Source organism: Streptomyces sp. NRRL B-24572 (assembly GCF_002156145.1).
GTDB classification, from domain to species: Bacteria; Actinomycetota; Actinomycetes; order Streptomycetales; family Streptomycetaceae; genus Streptomyces; species Streptomyces vietnamensis.
In genome coordinates, this window is sequence record NZ_MWIG01000161.1 from 13,068 (window position 1) to 31,351 (window position 18,284).

The 18,284-nt window shown below is 73.7% G+C and carries 19 protein-coding genes and 1 pseudogene; 7 read left to right on the plus strand and 13 right to left on the minus strand.

All coding sequences use genetic code 11. From position 1 onward, the window contains the following. Nucleotide 1: 1 nt before the first annotated feature. Nucleotides 2-223, minus strand: a pseudogene (locus tag CCN56_RS44390) (hypothetical protein); the annotation flags it as partial. Nucleotides 224-540: 317 nt separating this feature from the next. Between CCN56_RS44390 and CCN56_RS10550 the strand changes: the two are divergent. Next, the gene (locus CCN56_RS10550; protein WP_086825813.1) at nt 541-1,164 is read left to right on the plus strand and encodes a CBS domain-containing protein; all 624 of its coding nucleotides are present in this window, start codon (nt 541-543) and stop codon (nt 1,162-1,164) included. 33 nt (nt 1,165-1,197) lie between these two features. After that, nucleotides 1,198-2,184 (plus strand): nitroreductase family protein, encoded by a 987-nt coding sequence (locus CCN56_RS10555; RefSeq protein WP_086825815.1) that lies wholly within the window; start codon nt 1,198-1,200, stop codon nt 2,182-2,184. A gap of 39 nt (nt 2,185-2,223) precedes the next feature. Here the strand turns inward: CCN56_RS10555 and CCN56_RS10560 are convergent, their stop codons facing one another. Genes CCN56_RS10560 through CCN56_RS10570 form a run of 3 tightly spaced genes read right to left on the minus strand, consistent with a single transcriptional unit; the run spans nt 2,224 to nt 6,463 of the window. Further along, nucleotides 2,224-4,614, minus strand: a complete 2,391-nt coding sequence (locus tag CCN56_RS10560; RefSeq protein ID WP_086825817.1) for a glycoside hydrolase family 65 protein — start codon at nt 4,612-4,614, stop codon at nt 2,224-2,226. Beyond that, a complete protein-coding gene (locus CCN56_RS10565; RefSeq protein ID WP_086825820.1) occupies nt 4,611-5,384 on the minus strand; it encodes an HAD-IA family hydrolase in 774 nt (257 codons plus the stop codon). The genes CCN56_RS10560 and CCN56_RS10565 overlap by 4 nt, the downstream gene beginning before the upstream one ends. Beyond that, nucleotides 5,381-6,463: a zinc-dependent alcohol dehydrogenase family protein gene (locus CCN56_RS10570; protein ID WP_086825847.1), complete on the minus strand. Its 1,083-nt coding sequence runs from the start codon at nt 6,461-6,463 to the stop codon at nt 5,381-5,383. Before CCN56_RS10570 ends, CCN56_RS10565 begins: the two co-directional genes overlap by 4 nt. A gap of 174 nt (nt 6,464-6,637) precedes the next feature. Here CCN56_RS10570 and CCN56_RS44395 point away from each other — a divergent pair, with 174 nt between their 5' ends. The 3 genes from CCN56_RS44395 (at nt 6,638) to CCN56_RS10585 (ending at nt 8,168) form a co-directional block, all read left to right on the plus strand. Then, entirely contained in the window at nt 6,638-7,294 is a 657-nt protein-coding gene (locus CCN56_RS44395) for an MBL fold metallo-hydrolase (RefSeq protein WP_256961895.1), read from the plus strand. Further along, nucleotides 7,261-7,911 (plus strand): CBS domain-containing protein, encoded by a 651-nt coding sequence (locus CCN56_RS10580; RefSeq protein WP_086825822.1) that lies wholly within the window; start codon nt 7,261-7,263, stop codon nt 7,909-7,911. The genes CCN56_RS44395 and CCN56_RS10580 overlap by 34 nt, the downstream gene beginning before the upstream one ends. 77 nt (nt 7,912-7,988) lie before the next feature. After that, nucleotides 7,989-8,168: a hypothetical protein gene (locus CCN56_RS10585; protein WP_373412845.1), complete on the plus strand. Its 180-nt coding sequence runs from the start codon at nt 7,989-7,991 to the stop codon at nt 8,166-8,168. Nucleotides 8,169-8,238: 70 nt separating this feature from the next. On the opposite strand, the gene CCN56_RS10590 is transcribed toward CCN56_RS10585, so the two are convergent. The 8 genes from CCN56_RS10590 to CCN56_RS10625 form a co-directional block, all read right to left on the minus strand. Continuing rightward, nucleotides 8,239-8,832, minus strand: a complete 594-nt coding sequence (locus CCN56_RS10590) for a hypothetical protein (protein WP_086825825.1) — start codon at nt 8,830-8,832, stop codon at nt 8,239-8,241. A 47-nt stretch (nt 8,833-8,879) separates the two neighbouring features. Continuing rightward, the gene (locus CCN56_RS10595; RefSeq protein WP_086825826.1) at nt 8,880-9,383 is read right to left on the minus strand and encodes a flavodoxin domain-containing protein; all 504 of its coding nucleotides are present in this window, start codon (nt 9,381-9,383) and stop codon (nt 8,880-8,882) included. Further along, on the minus strand, nt 9,380-9,835 hold the full coding sequence (locus tag CCN56_RS10600) for an Hsp20/alpha crystallin family protein (RefSeq protein WP_086825828.1): 456 nt from the start codon (nt 9,833-9,835) through the stop codon (nt 9,380-9,382). Before CCN56_RS10600 ends, CCN56_RS10595 begins: the two co-directional genes overlap by 4 nt. An 11-nt stretch (nt 9,836-9,846) precedes the next feature. Continuing rightward, a complete protein-coding gene (locus CCN56_RS10605; protein ID WP_086825830.1) occupies nt 9,847-10,212 on the minus strand; it encodes a hypothetical protein in 366 nt (121 codons plus the stop codon). A gap of 98 nt (nt 10,213-10,310) precedes the next feature. Next, nucleotides 10,311-11,231: a universal stress protein gene (locus tag CCN56_RS10610; protein WP_086825832.1), complete on the minus strand. Its 921-nt coding sequence runs from the start codon at nt 11,229-11,231 to the stop codon at nt 10,311-10,313. Next, entirely contained in the window at nt 11,228-12,133 is a 906-nt protein-coding gene (locus CCN56_RS10615; RefSeq protein WP_086825834.1) for a universal stress protein, read from the minus strand. The genes CCN56_RS10610 and CCN56_RS10615 overlap by 4 nt, the downstream gene beginning before the upstream one ends. 282 nt (nt 12,134-12,415) lie before the next feature. Continuing rightward, nucleotides 12,416-13,111 carry a pyridoxamine 5'-phosphate oxidase family protein gene (locus CCN56_RS10620; RefSeq protein WP_086825836.1) on the minus strand — a complete coding sequence of 232 codons (696 nt, stop codon included), beginning with the start codon at nt 13,109-13,111 and terminating at the stop codon, nt 12,416-12,418. Then, nucleotides 13,111-14,022: a universal stress protein gene (locus tag CCN56_RS10625; protein ID WP_086825838.1), complete on the minus strand. Its 912-nt coding sequence runs from the start codon at nt 14,020-14,022 to the stop codon at nt 13,111-13,113. Before CCN56_RS10625 ends, CCN56_RS10620 begins: the two co-directional genes overlap by 1 nt. Before the next feature lie 303 nt (nt 14,023-14,325). Here CCN56_RS10625 and CCN56_RS10630 point away from each other — a divergent pair, with 303 nt between their 5' ends. Further along, on the plus strand, nt 14,326-14,706 hold the full coding sequence (locus tag CCN56_RS10630; protein ID WP_256961897.1) for a CBS domain-containing protein: 381 nt from the start codon (nt 14,326-14,328) through the stop codon (nt 14,704-14,706). Further along, nucleotides 14,703-15,557 (plus strand): universal stress protein, encoded by an 855-nt coding sequence (locus CCN56_RS10635; protein WP_086825840.1) that lies wholly within the window; start codon nt 14,703-14,705, stop codon nt 15,555-15,557. The genes CCN56_RS10630 and CCN56_RS10635 overlap by 4 nt, the downstream gene beginning before the upstream one ends. 12 nt (nt 15,558-15,569) lie before the next feature. Here the strand turns inward: CCN56_RS10635 and fdhF are convergent. Continuing rightward, the coding region (gene fdhF / locus CCN56_RS10640) for a formate dehydrogenase subunit alpha (protein WP_306300598.1) at nt 15,570-18,284 on the minus strand (2,715 nt) is incomplete at its 5' end.

An 18,284-nucleotide genomic window follows, 5' to 3' on the forward strand; every position in this document is an offset into this window, starting at 1 on the left:
GCCCGGCCGTGTGCAGCGTGGTCATGCGTCGGCGGAGGCTGCCGAAGGGGGCCTCCCCGATTTGGGGCCGGGTGGCGGACGGCTCCGCCTGCTCCGGGCAGCCCGCCTCGGCCGCGGCGGTGAGCAGGGCGGCTTCCACGGGGTCGCCCGGCGCCGTCCGGCGGCTGCCGGCCGTGGCAGGGCCCGGGGGGCGCAGCACGGCGTCATTGCGGAGGGCGGTCACCGTGAGCAGCTCCCGGCCGGCCCGCCGGGCCGGGACCGCCCCTGGTTCCGGCCATGGCTCCTCCTCGTCCGGGCCGCCGGGGTCCAGCCGGCCAGGAGGCCGGTCCTTAGGACTTCTCCACCCTCACGGCGGACAGCGGCGCCGGCGGAGGGCCGCCGGGGGCGATGCCGGGACCAAAGGTCCCCTCGGGGTGCGGTCCGAGTCCGATCGGGCCCCGCTGTGGACCGTTCGGCCCTCGCCGAACGCCGGCCGTCCGATCAGGGTGGTGGCACGGGGGCAGCGCACGGCAGCGGCACGCGGGAACAGGAGGCGCGGCGATGAAGCACATGAAGGTCGGCGGCCTGATGACCGGCAACGTGGTCTCGGCCACCCCTGAGACCTCGTTCAAGGAAGTGGCGAAGCTGCTCGCCGAACACGACATCACCGGAGTCCCCGTCGTGGACGAGGACGACCACGTGCTCGGCGTCGTGTCCGAGAGCGACCTCCTGACCGCCCGGGAGCCGACCGCCCGGGCCCTGATGACCGAACCGGCCGTCACCGTGCACGCCGAGCAGTCGGTGGCGGACGCGGCCCGTCTGATGGTGCGGCGCGGGGTCGAGCGCCTTCCCGTGGTCGACGAGGAGGAGCGGCTGGTGGGCATCGTGACCCGGCGCGATCTGCTGTGCGTGTATCTCCGTCCGGACGCGGAGATACGGCACCGCGTGCGCGAGGACGTCCTCTCCGACGTCATGGGCCTGCCCGGTGACGCGGTGGACGTGCACGTCCTGGACGGTGTGGTGACCCTCGCGGGCCGCCTCCGGTGGCAGAGCCAGGCACGGCTGCTCGTGAACCTCACCGAACGCGTCGACGGCGTCGTCGCGGTCGTGGATCGGATCTCCGCCCAGGGGGACGGCAACCGGTTCGCGCCCGCCGCGCGGACCGCACACGACGCCTTCGAATGAATCCGTGAATCCCGCACACAGGCAGGAAGAGCCGTGACCACCACCGATCTGCCCCGAGCGCTCGTGACCTCGATGGTCGAGGACGCCGTCACCGCACCGTCCATGCACAACGCCCAGCCGTGGAGGTTCGTCCACCGCACCGGCACCGACACCGTCGAGCTGCACGGCGATCCCTCGCGCGAGATGCCGCGCGAGGACCCCGACCACCGCGCCCTCCACATCGGCTGCGGCGCCGCCCTGTTCAACCTGCGCGTCGCCGCCGCTCACCACGGCCGGAGAGCCGCGACCCGGCTGCTGCCCCGCCGTGACGACCCCTGGCACCTCGCCGACGTGCAGCTGCGGCAGGCCCCCGTCGACGACGAGCTGGCCGCACTCCACCCCGCCCTGCGGAGCAGGCACACCAGCCGGTTCCCCTTCACCGACGAGCAGATACCCCCGGAGATCCTGGACGGCCTCAAGGCCGCCGCCCTCCTGGAAGGGTGTCGCCTGGTCCTGCCGGGAGCGTGGCACACCGACACCGTCATGGGCCTCGTGCACGCCTCCGAACTCTTCGAGGCCGCGGACGCCTCGGTCCGGGCGGAGATCGCCGCCTGGATCCGGACGGGCGCGGCCGAAGAGGACGGTGCTCAGGAAGGCATCCCCTCGTACGCCCTCGGCCCACGGCAGTACGACGTGACCTCCCCGGTCCGGGACTTCGACACCACCCGCCGCGTGACCGGCCGCTCCTCCGTCCGGTTCGAGAAGCGCCCCCTGATCGCCCTCCTGGGGACGACCACGGACACCCCGGGGGACTGGCTGGAGGCGGGCCAGGCGATGCAGCACGTACTGCTCCGTGCCACCCTCGACGGTCTCTCCACCTCCCTCATGTCCCAGCCTCTCGAATGGCCCGAACTCCGCGCCGAGGCGCGCGACCCGGGTTCCCCGATCGGCTACGTCCACATGGTGATCCGCCTGGGGTACGGACCCCGGGGCCGCACCACCCCGCGGAGGCCGGTCTCCGAGGTGCTCTCCTTCGACTGAGCGGCCTTCCCCGCCCGTCGCGCACGTCACGGCCTCGGATCACAGGCGGAACCAGCGCTCCTCTCCCGGTGCGACCACGAACCGCCGTTCGCCCGGGAGCACGACGGTGAGCGGGGCCTTCGGCGAGGCCGGGACCCGTACGGCCAGGCGCCCGGGAAGCACCCGGAGGCGCACCCCCCGGTGGCCGGCGACGCAGAGGGTGAACGCGAACCGCGGGAGCTCCCGCAGCACCACCGGAGCGACCCGAAGCCCCTCCGAGTTCGCTTCGAGGCCGGTGATGCCGCGCTCGACGAGGTCGATCGTGCCCGCCATCGCACCGAGGTGGATGCCCTCACCGGTCGTGCCGCCCTGCACGTCGGCCACGTCCGCGAGGAGGGCCTCCTCGCAGTACCGCCAGGCGTCGGCGCCTTTCTGCCGGGCCAGGATCCAGCCGTGGACGAGGCTGCTGAGCGTCGAGCCGTGGCTGGTCCGCCCCAGGTAGTACGTGACGGTGGCGCGCCACACCTCGTCGTCGAGCCGGCGGCCGAGCCGGTCGAACAGCGCGGACAGCTCGTCGGGCCGGAAGAGGTGGCCGAGCATGAGGGTGTCGGCCTGCTTGGACGCCTGGTAGCGGTTGACCGTGTCGCCCTCGGCCTCCAGGATCCGGTCCAGGCGGCGGATGTCCCCGTACCTCGCCCGGTACGCGTCCCAGTCGAGCTCCGCCAGGTCGCCGTAGCCCTCGAACTGGCTCACCACACCCTGGTGGAAGGGCACGTGGAGGCGGCGGGAGACGTCCTCCCAGTGGTCGGCTTCCGTGTCGTCCAGCGACAGCCGTGCCCGCAGCTCCGACCGCCGGGCGGCGGGCAGTTCACGCAGGAGGTCGAGGCCCCGGGCGAGCACCCAGGCAGCGGTGACGTTCGTGTAGGCGTTGTCGTCGATGCCCGGTGCGGTGCTGTCGGGGTAGGCGTCGTGGTACTCGTCGGGGCCCACGACCCCACGGATCCGGTAGCGGCCGAGCGACGGGTCGAAGCGGGCGGCGCCGGCCCAGTACCGGGCGATCTCCAGGAGCGTCTCGGCCCCCTCGCCGTACAGGAATCCGCGGTCGCCGGTGGCCTGCGCGTACCGCCACACGTTGTACGCGACGGCCGAGCCCACATGACGCTGGAGGCGGGAGAAGTCGGGCAGCCAGCGCCCGGAGCGCGGGTTGAGGTGCAGCTCCTGGGTCTCCTCGCGACCCGAACTCGCGCTCTGCCACGGGTACATGGCACCGACGCCGCCGGCCGCGCGGGCCGCGGCGCGGGCGGCCGGCAGGCGGCGGTGCCGGTACAGGAGCAGGGACCTGGCCACCTCGGGGAAGTGCAGGTCGAGGTACGGGAGGACGAAGAGCTCGTCCCAGAAGACATGGCCCCGGTAGGCCTCGCCGTGCAGACCGCGCGCCGGAACGCCCACGTCGAGCTCCGCCGTGTGCGGCGACAGTGTCTGCAGCAGGTGGAACAGGTGCAGCCGCAGGATGCGGCCCGCCTCGCCGGGCACGTGCAGCTCGCCCTGTTCCCACAGGCGTTTCCAGGAGGCCTTGTGGGTGGACAGCAGCCGCGGGAAGGCCGGGGCGCGGCCGGCCTCGTCGCAGGCCGTCTCGCGGGGATCGCCGGGGGGCCGGTCCGTCGAGGTGTGCAGGGCGAGCGTCTTCACGACGGTCACCGAGCGGCGGGGAGCGATCGGGAGGCGGTACGTCTGGACGGTGCCGGTCCTCGTCACGGTCTCCAGGGCGGGGCGCGCGGGGCGGGTGACCGTGCGGACGGCCGCGGCGATCACGGTCCCCGGATCGACCGTGCGGCAGGTGAGCCAGGCGACCCCGCCGGGCTCGAACCCGCTCCTGTGGCCGGTGAGGTGCCGCCCTTCCAGGTGCCGGTAGCGTTCCACACCGGCGTTGGCGACCGCCCCGTCGAGGACGGACCCGACCTCGACGACGCCGCTCCAGCCGTAGGCGCGGAACATCGTGCACTGGGCCGCGAGCGAGGAGTCGCCCATGTGCACGATCCTGAGGTGGCCCACGCGCAGACCGCGGCCGCGGGCGTCGCGGAAGAACAGGTGCCGGGTCAGCACGCCGCCGCGCAGGTCGAGCTGCACGTCGTAGTGGCGCAGGTCCCCGGAGTCGGGTGTCAGCCAGTCTCCGGGCGGCCCGTCGTCCGGCAGGCAGCGGTAGCGCAGCAGCGTCCAGTCGGGAAGGTTGACGAGGTCCTCGTTCTCGACGTGCCGTCCCGCGACGACCGAGGTGAGCCGGTCGTAGCAGCCTGCCAGGTAGGTACCCGGGTAGTGGATGGCGTCGGCGGTGCACTCGGGAGCGGAACCGCGGGTGGCGAAGCGGCCGTTGCCCAGGGTGCAGAGCGCTTCGACCAGCCGTTCGCGTCCCGGTTCGTAGTGGTCGTAGGTCCAGGTCCAGCCGGTGGTCATCCGCGCTCACCCCAGACGCTCCGGACCAGCGTCGCGAGGTCGGGAACGACGAGGTCCGCCCCCGCTTCCCGTAGACCGGAGCCGGCGTGCGCGTCCGGCGTGCGGTCGACTCCCACGACGAGGCCGAAACGGCCTCGGCGCCCGGCACGTATTCCGGCGAGGGCGTCCTCGACCACCGCGGTGTCGCCGGGGCGGGTGCCGAGGAGGCCGGCCGCGTGCAGGAAGAGTGCCGGATCCGGTTTTCCGGCGAGGCCGAGCCGAGCGGCCTCCTCGCCGTCCACGACGGCGGCGAGGAACGGGACGAGCCCGGCGGTGTCGAGCAGGGCCCGGGCGTGCCGGGACGCCGACACGGCGGCACAGGGCACACCGAGGGAGCGCAGGACGGCCAGTGACGCCTCGGCGTCCTCGTAGCAGGCGACCGGTACGCGGTCGAGCGCCTCCTGGAAGGCCTGCTCCTTGCCGGCCGCCACGGCCCAGACGGTGTCGCAGCCGGGCGGGTCTCCGGGCGCTCCTGGGGGGAGACGGATGCCCCGGGCGGTCAGGAACGCTTCGGCGCCGTCGTACCGAGACCTGCCGTCGACGAACCGCCGGTACTCGGCGTCCGCGTCGAACGGCGCCTGCCCGCCCGCCTCGGTCGCCGCCCGGTCGAGGCAGGCGTCGAACGCGCTCTTCCACGCCGCCGCGTGCACGGCGGCGGAGTCGAGCAGAACACCGTCGGTGTCGAACACGACACCCCGCGGAGGCCGGGAACCCGTGCGCCGGGCGTTCATCCGGCCACCGGAGGTGCGGGGGCCTGGAGGGCCGTGTGCTGCGGGCCGCCGAGCGTGACCTTCAGGGCGCCTGTGTCGGCGGCACGGCCGAACACCTCGTACGCCTCCTCCATATGCCCCAGTTCGAAGCGGTGGGTGACCAGCTCCGCGGCCGGCAGCCGGCCTGCGGCCATCATGCGCAGCAGCATCGGGGTGGACGACGTGTCCACGAGGCCGGTGGTGATGGTGATGTCCCTGATCCACAGGTCTTCGAGGTGCAGGACCGCAGGCTTGCCGTGGACGCCGATGTTCGCGACCCGGCCGCCGGGCCGGACCATGCGGGTGCACATTTCGAAGGTCTCGGGGACCCCGACCGCCTCGATGGCGACATCGGCGCCCAGGCCGTCCGTCAGATCCTCGACGAGCTGCTCGGGGCCTTCGCCGACGGTCACGGTGGCGTCGGCGCCGAGCGTACGCGCGGCGGCGAGCCGGGACTCGGCGAGGTCGACGGCAATGATGCGGCCGGGACTGTAGAGCCGTGCCGTGGCGATGGCGGCGAGGCCGATGGGGCCCGCGCCGACCACGACGACCGTGTCGGCTGGCCGTACTCCGCCGTTGAGGACGCCCACCTCGTAGGAGGTGGGGAAGATGTCCGCGAGCAGGACGGCGTCGAAGCTGTCGACCGCGCTCGGCAGCGGGTGCACGGACAGGTCGGCGAACGGCACCCGGACGTACTCCGCCTGCGTGCCGTCGATGGTGTGTCCGAGGACCCAGCCTCCTCCGCCGGCGCACTGCCCGTAGCGGCCCTCGCGGCAGAAACGGCAACGGCCGCAGGCCGAGATGCAGGAGATCAGGACGCGGTCCCCCGGCCGTACGGAACGGACGTCCCGGCCGGTCTCGACCACCGTGCCCACGGCCTCGTGGCCGAGCACACGGCCGGGCGCCACCTCGGGCACGTCGCCCTTGAGGATGTGGAGGTCGGTGCCGCAGATGGTGACGACGTCGACCCTGACGATCGCGTCGCCGGGGTCCTTGACACCCGGGTCGGGCACGTCCCTCCAGGCGATCGTGCCCGGTCCCTCGAAGACGGCTGCCTTCATGGCGCCCACCCACTTCCTTCGGTGCGTTCGGGTGTCCTCCTCGATCAGGCTCGGTCGCCGTGCCGCGGCGGCGCACGTGCCGATCGGCCCCGAGGAAGGGACCGGTCGGGCCCTGCGGGCCGCGCAGTCCGGTGCGACGGTGGAGAGCGGACCACCTTCCGAAGGAGGGCAGCCATGTCCGAGGCAGCAGCCGCGCACTCCGCTCCCACCGCCCCCGCCGGTCCACGTCCGGTCCTGCTCGGCTTCCTGGGCGGCGTGGGAACGGTCACCGGCAGCAAGTTCCCCGTCGAGAGCGACCGGGCGCGGGTCCTCGTCGACTGCGGTCTCTTCCAGGGTTCCGCCAACCCGCGACGCCGCAACCGGAAGCGCCTGGCCCGTGACGCCGCCGACACCCGGGCCGTGGTCGTCACCCACGCCCACTCGGACCACTGCGGCCATCTGCCCCGCCCCCGCACACCGCCTGCCTCGTGCACGGCGCGCCGGCCGCGTCGGAGGCGCTGCGCGACCGCATCGACCACGAGCCGGGCCGGACGGCCGTCGTCCCCCGCTCCGGAAGCCGTCCTGGTCCGCTTCGCCGCCGGCGCGCGTCTTCCACGAGCGGCGGCACGCCGATCGGTTCTGGATCATCGAAACCGGCGGGGTCGAGCTCGACACCCTTGTCCCGGGGCACCGCAACGCCGTCGTGGACACGCTGGCGGGCGGCGCCCTCGTCGGCTGTTCCTGGGTCATGCCGCCCGTAGGGGCGAAAGCCCTCGCGTACGCCCGGCAACTCGTGTACGCCCGGTAAGGAGAGAGCCATGGCCAGTCGGCCGTTCACCGTCGCCGACGTGATGACCAAGAAGGTCGTCGCGGTCCTGCCCGGCGCCGACTTCAAGGAGCTCGTCACCACGATGCAGCGCTGGAAGGTGACCGCCGTCCCCGTCGTCGAGGGCGAGGGCCGTGTCGTCGGCGTGGTCTCCGAAGCGGACCTGCTCCTCAAGGAGGAGTTCCACGAACACCGTCTCGGCCTCATCGAACAGATGCGACGCCCCGAGGCGACGGCCAAGGCCGGTTCCCGCCGGGCCGAGGACCTGATGACCTCGCCCGCCGTCACCGTCGCCTCCGACGCGTCCCTGCCGCAGGCCGCCCGCCTCATGGCCACCCACCGCGTCAAGCGGCTGCCGGTCGTCGACGGGCACGGCGCGATCCAGGGCATCGTGAGCCGCTCCGACCTGCTCAAGGTCTTCCTGCGCCCGGACGACGACCTCGCCGCCGAGGTCCGCCGCGATGTCGTGGAGCGTCTCTTCCCGCTCTCGCGGCAGGAGGTCGACGTCCGGGTCGAAGCCGGCGTCGTGACCCTGTCCGGCACGGTCCGCGACAGCGGGCTCATCCCCGTCGCAGCCCGTCTGGCCGGCGCTGTCGAAGGGGTGGTGGACGTACGGTGCGGGCTCACCGTCGGCGCGGAGTAGCCATGTCCGGGCGATGACCGGCGTACGGGGACGGGAGGGCGACGAGCGGGGGACACCGCGCCCCCTACCCGCCGGTGGTGGTGACGGCCGAACCGGACGGCAAGCTGTCCCGCCGGCTGTGGCTGATTCAATTCGCCCTGATCGTCGGCCTGAACCGCCGGGTCCTGAGGGCCGCCTACGCGAGCCTCAGGACCGACGCGTATCCGCCGTTCCGGCGCGACCAGGGCGGCGAGGAGTCGGGGGCGGATCTCCGCTGACGGCGCCGCCGAGAGCGGAGGCGCGGGAGGAGCACGCCCCGCGCCGGACTTCGCTCGACCGCGGCTGCGATCAGACATCGCCTGTTCCCGGGCCGCTGTCCCGCCGGAGCCGGCCGGACCAGACGGGTTCCACCTGTTCCCACTCCCGCTCCCAGGCCGCGAGCCGTCGGCCTTCGGTGCTCCGTCGGACGAGGGCGAGTGCGCCCGCCGCCGTCGCCCCTGCGGCGCCCGCCACAGCCGTTCCGCCCGCGACGGCACTCAGCGCGAGGTCCGCGGTGGTGTCCGGTGGACGCGCCGGAGCGCCGCTGTCGTCCACCCAGATGGTGACGGTGCGGCCCTGAGGTGTCCTGGGCGGGACGTGGACGGGTCCGGACCTGCTGATGTGGTCCGGGTACTCCCAGACGGCCGGTGCGACGGACTGCGGCTCGGCGCCCGGCCGGACGGCGGCCGGCGGGTCCTCGGACCGCGCGGTGGTGGTCGCCTGCACCCGGTGGCGGTGTGCGGCGATCTCCCGGTCGGCCCTGGCCCCGGTGCGCCACAGGATCCCGGCGGCCACGGCACCGCAGACCAGGGCGATCGCCAGGACGAGGACCAGAGCGGCACGCCTGGCGGACCCGTGCCCGGACACGGCGGACTCGGGGCCCGACGGCTCCTGGTGCACCATGGATCACCTCCAGGACGGGACGCCCGCCGGACGTCCCGGCGGTGCGCTCAGCGTGCGGTACCGAGCTCGCTTCCGATGTGGTGGGCCCATGCCCGGACCCGCGTCGGGTTGCGGAAGTCGCCGCCCTTGCCGTGACGGACCATGGATCGGGCGATGCGCCCGGACGTCTCGGCGGTCACGGCGCCGCCGAACGTGACGTGCTCGCGTGCGCCGAGCTTCTCCATACGCCGCGCGACCCCGGGCACGGGCGGGATGTCGCGCTGCTCGGCGGAGTCGTCGACGGGCCCGCTGCTGAAGAGCCACAGGGGCCTGTCGCGGAGTTGCTCGGCGTTGCGCCGGGCGCACCGTCGCGCCTTGCCGTTCCAGCGTCCGGCGTAGAGGGCACCGCCCAGGACGACCCCGTCGTAACCGCTGACGTCGGTGACGGTGTCGGCCGGCAGGACGACCGCGTCGATGCCGTCGGCCCGGAGCGCCTTGCCGATCTCGTCGGCGATGCCCGCGGTCGCGCCGTGCTTGCTGCCGTAGGCGACCAGGACGCGCTTGGCGTTCATGACTCCCCTCCCCCTCCGGTGTCATCGGCTCGCCGCACGGGGATGGTCCGTCGGGTCTCGGCCTTCTCCTCCGGCATCGGGACGCGGATGGTGAGGATGCCGTCCTTGTAGGAGGCGTCGACGCCGTCGGCGGGGATCGTCACCGGGAGCCGCACGGTCCGGCGGAATGACCCGTAGCGGAACTCCGAGTGCTCCTTGTCCTCCTCGCTCTCGCTGTGTTCCGCGCTCACCGTGATGAGGTCGCCCTCGACGGTGATGGTGAAGTCGTCGGGGTCCATGCCCGGCAGTTCGGCCCGCAGCACATACGCGCCGACACCGCTGGACACCTCCACGGGAATGGAGTGGGCCGCGGTACCGGGGCGCCATCCGGGCAGCCCCGGGAATTCCCGGTTGAACCAGTCGTTGAAGTCGGGGAAGCGGCTCTGCCTGCGTTCCACCTTGTCTCCGGTCATCGTTCTGCTCCTCAGAGGAAAGCTGCGGGCACCTGGATCGTGTGCACCGGACGCCGAGGGCGCCCGTTCGTCGCCGCGGAACGCGGGACGGTCCCGGGCCACTGCGGCGGCAGCTCGTCCGTCGCGGCCCACCGCCCGCCACGGGGACTCGGCTCCGAGCCGCGGGCGAGACGGCGTCGCGTCTTGCGGGGCATGATCGCTCCGTTCTTCCGGAGGTGCTGGGAGGGCGTCTCCGCCTGGGCCGCCTGCCGCTCGATCGCGGCGAAGCCGCCGGGCCTCGCTCGGTACGGGAGCGGGCGGCCGGAAGGCGTCCGCAGGTCGAGGGGGTGGGGCCGGCGGGTCTGTCGAGGGCGGCGGCTGGTCCGGATCCGCTGCATCGTTCTCACCTCTCCGGGAGATCCGGACCGCTGTCCGGGGCCGTTCCGGTCCTCCCACTGTGCCGCCCAGGGGGCGGGGAGCCCCAGTGCCGAGGGGGTCAGCACGTCGGGGCCGGTCGGTCCGTACGGGACCGGGGCCGGTCGGTCCCGGAAGCGGTACCGTCCGTCGCTCCCGTCCCGGAGGGCGGAACAGTGATCACGGGGCAGGCGGCATGGTGCAGCAGTCCGTGGACCGTGGAACCGAGCCGCATGCCGGAGCAGCCGCCACGGCCTCTGCGCCCGACGACGACCGCGAGGGCCTCGCGGGAGGCGTGGGTGAGTTCCTCGACGGGGTGTCCGCGCAGGATCACCTGTTCCACGTCGACGTCCGGGTAGCGGTCCGCGCAGCCGGTCACCGACTCGGCGAGCAGTCGACGGCGGTCCGCCAGGCCGTCGGCCCCGTCTCCGTGGGACAGCGGGGCACGGGGCCACACCCAGGCCGCCACGAGTCGCGCCTCGCGCAGGCTCGCCTCCGCCGCGGCGAAGGCGACGGCTGCCTGGCAGTCCCTGCTGCCGTCCACGCCGACGACGATCAGCGGCGGGTGGACGGTCGTGTGCTCCGGTGCGCGGATCACGACGACGGGGCAGTCGGCGCGTGCCGCCAGCGGGACGGCCACCGAGCCCTCGCCGAGGATCTCGGCGGCCCTGCCCAGGCGGCGGGAGCCGACCACGGCGAGCGCCGCATCGGGTGTCCGGTCGCACAGCACGGTCGCGGGGGCGCCGTCGACGAGCTCCGTCGCGGTCCACAGCCCGTCGTGCAGCTCCCGTACGAGGTCCTCGGCGTTGGCGAGCGCCGACTCCGCTCGGATGCGCAGGGAGTCCCGGTGGGCGACGGCGGCGTACCAGAACCGGTCGTGGACCGGGGGAACGGCGACGACCATGTGCAGCCTCGCACTTCTGCGGGCGGCTTCGTCGGCGGCCCAGACGAGGGCCTGGACGGACAGTTCGCGGGGGTCGATGCCGGCCAGGACGTCGCTCATGGCTGCCCGACCTTCGTGGCGAAGGCGGAGGGGATGACCTCCACCGGGCAGCGGGAGTGGTGGATGAGCGCGTGGGTTACGCGGCCCAGGGACGGTCCGACGCCGAGCGGGCGGCGACCGCGGCCCATCACCAGTAGATCGGTGTGGCTGCTCGCCTCGGTCAGAATGCCCGGGGTGCTCGTGCCGGTCTCCACGTGGTGCCCGACGATCAGCCCTGGGTGGGCCTCGCGGACCCGGTCGGCGAAGGCCTTCACCTCGTGCACGCGCTGACGGGCGATCCCGTCGAGGTCGTCGAGCATGCTCGCGACACTGCCGACATGGGCCAGCACATTCCATACGCTCACGATGCGCAGGGCCGCCTTGCGGGCCTCGGCCTCGGCGGCGGCCAGCAGGAGCCAGTCCAGGTCCGCGGCGTCGTGCACGGCCGCCGTCACCGAGCCCGTTTCGGGTCGCTCGTCTCCCCCGCGTACGACGATCACGGGCACCTCGGCACGCGCCGCGACGCCCAGACCGACGGAGCCGAGCATGAGGGCGGAGAAGCCGCCGAGGCCCCTGCTGCCCACGACGATCGTCCCCCGGTCTCCGGCGGCCTCCTGGAGTCCGGCGACCGGCTCCTGGCGGATGAGCCGCCTGGTGACCACGAGGTCCGGAAAACGCTCGTGGACCGCGGTCGCGGTGCCGACCAGCAGGTCGCGCGCTGCTTCGCGTACCGCCTGCATCGTCTCGGCATCGCTCCAGTAGGCGCGCCGGTCGGTGTCGGCGGCGTGGACGAGGCACAGGGAACGGCCCCGGCGGTCCGCCTCGCCGGCGCCCCAGAGTGCGGCCGCGCGCGCGGAGGGGGAGCCGTCGACTCCCACGATGACGTCGCCGAGGTCCGGTCGGGTGGGGATCTCGCTGGTCATGGTTCCTCCCGCGGAGTACGCCTCCCGGGCACCGGGCCCGGAGGGGCACCTCCCACGCTGGCACCGAGGTGGTCCTCCCGGGATGGGCCGTTCGGCCCTGACCGAGACCTGCCCGGCCCTCCGTCGAGCGGGCCGACGGGCACAGCCCGATGCTCCGGAGTCCGTACGCGATCCGGCTTTCGGGTGCGGCCGACCCGGCCGAGGAGGCGGTGGGGCGTTCGTCAGCCTTCGGCCCGGACTCGTCAGCCTTCGGGCCCGGACGTCAGCTTTCGGGCCCGGACGTCAGCCTTCGGGCCCGGACGGGACACCAGGAGCGCCCGGCACCGACACGCGCCGCCCCGTCACACGGCGAGGGGAGAGCACGACGACGGTGTCCCGGTCCGTCCCGGCCCACGGCATCGAGTACGCGGTCTGCCTGAGTGCACGGGCCGTGACCTGGTTCGGCGCCGTGCGTACGGGGCCGACGAGAAGGACGCTCCAGCCCTGGCTGAAGGCTTCGTCCACCTGATCCTCCTCGAAGGCGATCACCGTGCCCGAAGCCGCCGCACGCGCGAGCGGCGTGTCCTCCCCCGTCATGAGCAGCACTTCGCCGCCGACGACCTGGTAGTTCATGGGGAAGATCTCCGGGCCGTCGCCGCTCATGACGGCGACACGGCCGACTCCGTGGTCGTCGAGCAGCGCCCAGCACTCCGACTCGTCGATCTCGTCCGTGTGGGCGTGGTACCCCGCCCGCCCTCGGCCGGGCGCGAGGTCCGCGGTGTATCCGGTGAGGTCCTGGAGGGTCGTGTCGAGTGCGTCCGCGAGCCGGACCAGGAACTCGATTCCCGGAGTGGGAAGTTGCTCTTCCAGCAGGGTGATGTAGCCAGGTGTGGAGCCGGTCCTCGCGGCCACCTCCTCGCGGGAGAGGCCGAGTCGGGAGCGTCTGGCCTCGACGCGGCGGCCGAGGTCGCTCATACGGTGTCGGGCGGCGGAGTTCATCACTGGTCTCCCTCCGAGGGGGCGGGGCGGCGCTGGGGGACGACGGCGACCGGACAGGAGGCGTGGTGCAGGGCCCGGTGGGCGACCCTGCCCAGCTCCAGGCCGACCAGGCCGTCCCGGCGTCGTGCCCCGACCACCAACAGGTCGGCGGCGGCGGAGCGTTCGGTCAGCACCTTGTGAGCCGGACCCTCGACCGTGCTGCTGCGCAGCCGGACCCGGGGGTACTCCTCCGCCATCGGTTCCAGGGCCTTGTCGAGGAGTTCCGACGCCCGGTGCTCCATGGCCGAGGCGGGCTCACCGGTGAGCAGCGGGTGGCCGGTCGGTCCGTGCGCCGGCCGTCGCCAGGTGCGAACGACGTCGAGTTCCGCGCCCCGGGCAGCCGCCTCGCGAAAGGCGAACCGTACGGCCGGGGCGTCCACGTCGTGGTCGCCGATGCCCAGCAGGATCCGCCGGTGGCGCGCCTCCCGTGCGTACGTGTCCCCGCGGACCACGACGACCGGTCCGGGGGCCCGGGCGGCCACGACGAGGCCGACGGATCCGAGCAGGAGGTCGGCCAGCTCTCCCCGTCCACGCGACCCGACCACCAGGAGCACGGCTTCCTGCCCCTCCCTGAGCAGCGCACCGGTCGCGTCCTCGGCAAGGACGTCCGCGGTGAGGGTGAGAGCGGGAGCGCGTCGCCGGGCCCGCTCCACGGCCGTGCCGACGATGTTCTCCGCGAGGACCTGGCCGGAGGGCCGGTCCGGGGACCGGGTCGGCACGACCCCTTCGTAGTGTTCCCACAGCGAGGCGTGCACGATGTGCAGCGCCCATCCGTGCCGTACCGCTTCGTCGACGGCCCAGTCCAGCGCCGCGAGACCGGCGTCGGAACCGTCGACGCCCACCACCACGGGGCCTGCCACGGGCGAGTCCATCGTCCCCACCGCCTTCCGCGTACGAGGGGGTGCACTGCCACGCTCGCACCGGGACGCGGTGGCCGATAGGGCCGGTCGGCCCCGGCCTCGGCCCGTCGGTCCCGGTCCCGGCCAGCGCCCGCGGGGGAAGGAACACGAGGTGCCCGGGCGGCCGGCGGCTGTTCCCTCCGCCCCGCGGGCGGCACGGCCGGCCTCATAGGGGCCAACGGTCCCGGAAGGGGACCGTTCGGCACTCCTGTCGGGAGGTTCCGCCCACGAGGGTGGAATCCACGGAGATCGCCCGCCCGGCGAAGGAGAAGCGCCATGCAGCACCGCACCGTCTTCGAGCGGAGCCACCCCGATGAACGCTTGGCGCGCCGCGTACGGAAGGAGCGGGTGATGCGTCACCGCAGGATCGACGAGCTGTTGACCCGTGAGGTGGTGAGCGTCCGCAGCGACACGCCGTTCAGGGAGATCGTGCGAATGCTGTCGCAGCACCGGGTGACCGCCGGGCCGGTGGTGGACGAAGAAAACCGGGTGATCGGCGTCGTCTCCGAGGGCGATCTGCTGCGGAAGACCGCCGACCGGGGCGTGCTGTCGGCGATCGAGCGCATGTGCGCGACGGTCGACGGAGTGGTCTCGGTCTCCGTCACCCGGCTCACGTACGAGAAGGACGACGTCCTCTCAGGAGGTGGACGATCATGACACAGGGCATCGTGGTCGGTGTCGACGGCACCGAGCAGGCGCGGGTCGCCGCCGAGTGGGCGGCGGAGGAGGCCGTACTGCGCGGCACCGGCGTCCATCTGGTCCACGCGCATGAACCGTGGCCCGATTCCGTCGCCCACTGGGCGACCCGGGAGTCCGAGGAGCAGTGGGCGGAGGACCTGCTCGCGCGGACCGCCGACGCACTGCGCGAACGGCACCCGGGCCTGTCCCTCACCACCAGATCGCTCCCTTCGGGCCCCGTCCCGGGCCTCGTCGCCGCGGGCGACGAGGGTGACCTCCTGGTCTTGGGTTCGCGCGCGCTGGGCGGTGTGGCCGGGTACGTGGTCGGTTCGGTCGGGCTGACCGTCGCCGGTGCCGTCGAGCGCCCTGTGGTCCTCGTCCGCGCCCTCGGAGACACCTCGCCGCGCGGCTCGGTGGTGGTGGGGATCGACGCGCGACAGCCCGCGGACGCCCTCCTGGGGTTCGCCTTCGAGGAGGCCGCCCGTCGCCGCACCGGGGTGAACGTCGTCCACGCCCAGCAGCTTCCGCCCTACGCCGTCCTCGGGCCGGCCGTGGTCCCGGACATCCGGCCCACCGTGGCCCCCGAGATCGAGCGTTCGCTGGAGGACGTCCTCGAGCCCTGGCGCACCAAGTTCCCCGACGTGACGGCCACCGCCCGCGTGGTGATCGGATCGGCCGGCCTCGCACTGGTGCGGGCAGCGGGGGACGCCGGGCTCGTCGTGGTGGGCCGGCGTACCCGTCGTTCGGTGCTGGGCGCCCACATCGGCAGCGTGGCCCACGCCGTACTGCACCACAGCCGCGCGCCCGTCGTTCTCGTACCCCACGACTGATCGCGGGCCGGTTCACTCCTCCGGACCGGCAGGGCGGAGCCGTACCGCCGTGACCTTGTACTCCGGGCACGAGGTCACGGTGTCGGCGTGCTCCGACGTGAGCGAGTTGACGCGCTCGTCCGGGAAGTGGAACGCGCAGAAGACCTGTCCGGGCGCGAGGTCGAGGCCGACCCGGGCGATCAGCCGCGCCTGTCCGTGCCGGCTGTGGACGAGGACGGGAGTGCCGTCCCGCACGCCGTACCGCGCCGCGTCCTGGGGGTGCAGGTCGAGGCGACCGTGGGGGTCGAGCATGAGGTTCGCGCCGTGCCGGGTCATGCTGCCGGAGTTGTAGTGGGCCCAGCGGCGTCCCGTGACGAGCAGGAGGGGGTAGTCGGCGTCAGGTTCCTCGCCCGGCGGCAGATAGGGGGCGGCGCAGAGGTGGGCGCGGCCGTCGGGGGTGGCGAACTCCTCGGTGTACAGGGTTGCTTCGCCGGGTCGGTCCGGTGACGGGCAGGGCCAGGGAACGGCGCCCTCGCGGTCCAGTCGGGCATGCGAGAGACCGGCGAGGACCGGGGCCGTCCGCCCGCACTCCGTGAGGGCGTCGGCGGGCGTGGGGCAGCCGAGGTCGGCGCCCAGCGCGGTGGCCACGGCGTGGACGACGGCGAAGTCGCTGCGGGCCGATCCCGGCGGCCGTACGGCGGCCCGTACGCGCTGGAACCGGCGGTCGAAGTTCACGAAGGTGCCGTCCTTCTCCAGCCAGGAGGCCACGGGCAGGACGACGTCCGCGTGCCGGGCGGTCTCCCCCAGGAACAACTCGTCGACGACCACCAGCGGGCAGGCGTCGAGGGCCGCGGCCACGCGCCGGCTGTCGGGGTCGGTGGCGCACACGTCCTCGCCGATGATCCACAGGGCTCGCAGCCGCCCCTCGCGGGCCGCCTCGAACATCTCGGGGATCCGCATCCCCGGCGTCGGCGGGACCGGTCGTCCCCAGACCGCTTCGGCGCGGGCGCGGGCGTCGGGATCGGTGACGCGGCCGTAGCCGGGCAGCAGGTCGGGCAGGGCCCCCATGTCGGAGGCGCCCTGGACGTTGTTCTGGCCGCGCAGCGGGCTGATGCCGAAGCCCCGTCCCGTGCCGCCGACGGCACCGCGCAGGATGGGCAGGTTGGCCAGGGTGCGTACGCCGTCGGTGCCGTGGAGGTGCTCGGTGACGCCGAGCCCGTAGACGACGGCGGGGCGTTCGGCCCGCCCGTAGAGCCGGGCCGCTTCCCTGATGTCCGTCGCCGGGACACCGGTGATCCCGGCGACGCGTGCGGGTGGGTAGTCGGCCAGGAGCGTGGTCAGTTCGTCGAGCCCGGTGGCGCGGTCACGGAGGAAGCCGGGATCGGCCATGCCTTCGTCGACGAGGACGTGGGCGAGGCCGTGGAAGAGGGCGACGTTGGTGCCGGGCCGGGGCCGCAGGTGGAGGTCGGCGTGGCGGGCGAGGCCGACGCCGCGTGGATCGGCGACGATGAGCGCGGCGCCGTCGAGGGCTCGCTGGAGGAGGCGGGCGCCGACGACGGGGTGCGCCTCGACGGGGTTGGCGCCGACGACCAGGAAGCAGTCGGCGGTCTCCACGTCGTCGAAGGAGTCGGTGCCGCCGGCCCTCCCGAAGGACGCGGTGAGTCCGGCCGCGGAAGGGGCGTGGCACAGGCGGGAGCAGTTGTCGACGTTGTTGGTGCCGATGACGGTGCGCAGGAACTTCTGGACGAGGTAGTTCTCCTCGTTGGTGGCGCGGGCCGAGGAGATCGCGGCGACCGCGTCGGGGCCGCCCTGCGCGACGGCGGCACGCAGGCCTTCCGCGACGACGCCGATCGCCTCGTCCCAGCCGACCGGAGTCAGGACGCCGTCGCGTCGGACCAGGGGCTCGGTGAGACGTTCGGCCGAGGTGAGGTAGCCGTACGAGAAGCGGCCCTTGACGCAGGCGTGCCCCCGGTTGACCGCCCCGTCGCGGGCGGGCAGCACGGCGGTGACCCGGTCGTCGCGGACGACGACGTCCAGGGTGCAGCCGACGCCGCAGTACCCGCACGTGGTGCGCACCCGGTCGGGATCCGGCCGCCGGGAGGTGAGGCCCCGGCCGGGACCCGGCTGGGCGATCGCACCGGTGGGGCAGGTGTCGACGCAGCCGCCGCAGGCCACGCAGTCGGATTCCGCCCAGGGTCCGCCGGTGCCGGGAGCGACGACGGTGTCGGCGCCCCGCCCTGTGAGGGTGAGGGCGAAGGTGCCCTGCACATCGGCGCACATGCGCACGCAGCGGCCGCAGGCGATGCAGAGGTCACGGTCGAGCCGGACGTACGGGTGCGTCTCGTCGTGCCCTCGCCCAGGTGTCCCGGCGGCGGTGTCCGGGGCGATGTCCAACGTGCGGCAGGCTTCGGCGAGTTCGCTGGGCGTTCCGTCCGCGAGCGCGTACCGCGGGAGCGCCGAGGCGATGAGGGCGACGGCGTCCCGGCGCAGGTTCCGCACCTCCTCGCCGACGGTGTCGACCGTCATGCCCGACGCGGCGGGCGTGACGCACGCGGCGACGGTCCGCCCGTCGGCGTGGACCAGGCAGGTCCGGCAGGAGCCGACGGATCGGAGGCGGTCGTCGTGACAAAGGGAGGGAAGCTCGGCGCCGGCGGCCCGCGCCGCGTCGAGCAGGGTCGCTCCGGCGGGCAGTTCGACCGTGACGCCGTCGACCTGGAGACAGGTCACCGGTCCCACCCCGCGAGGGCG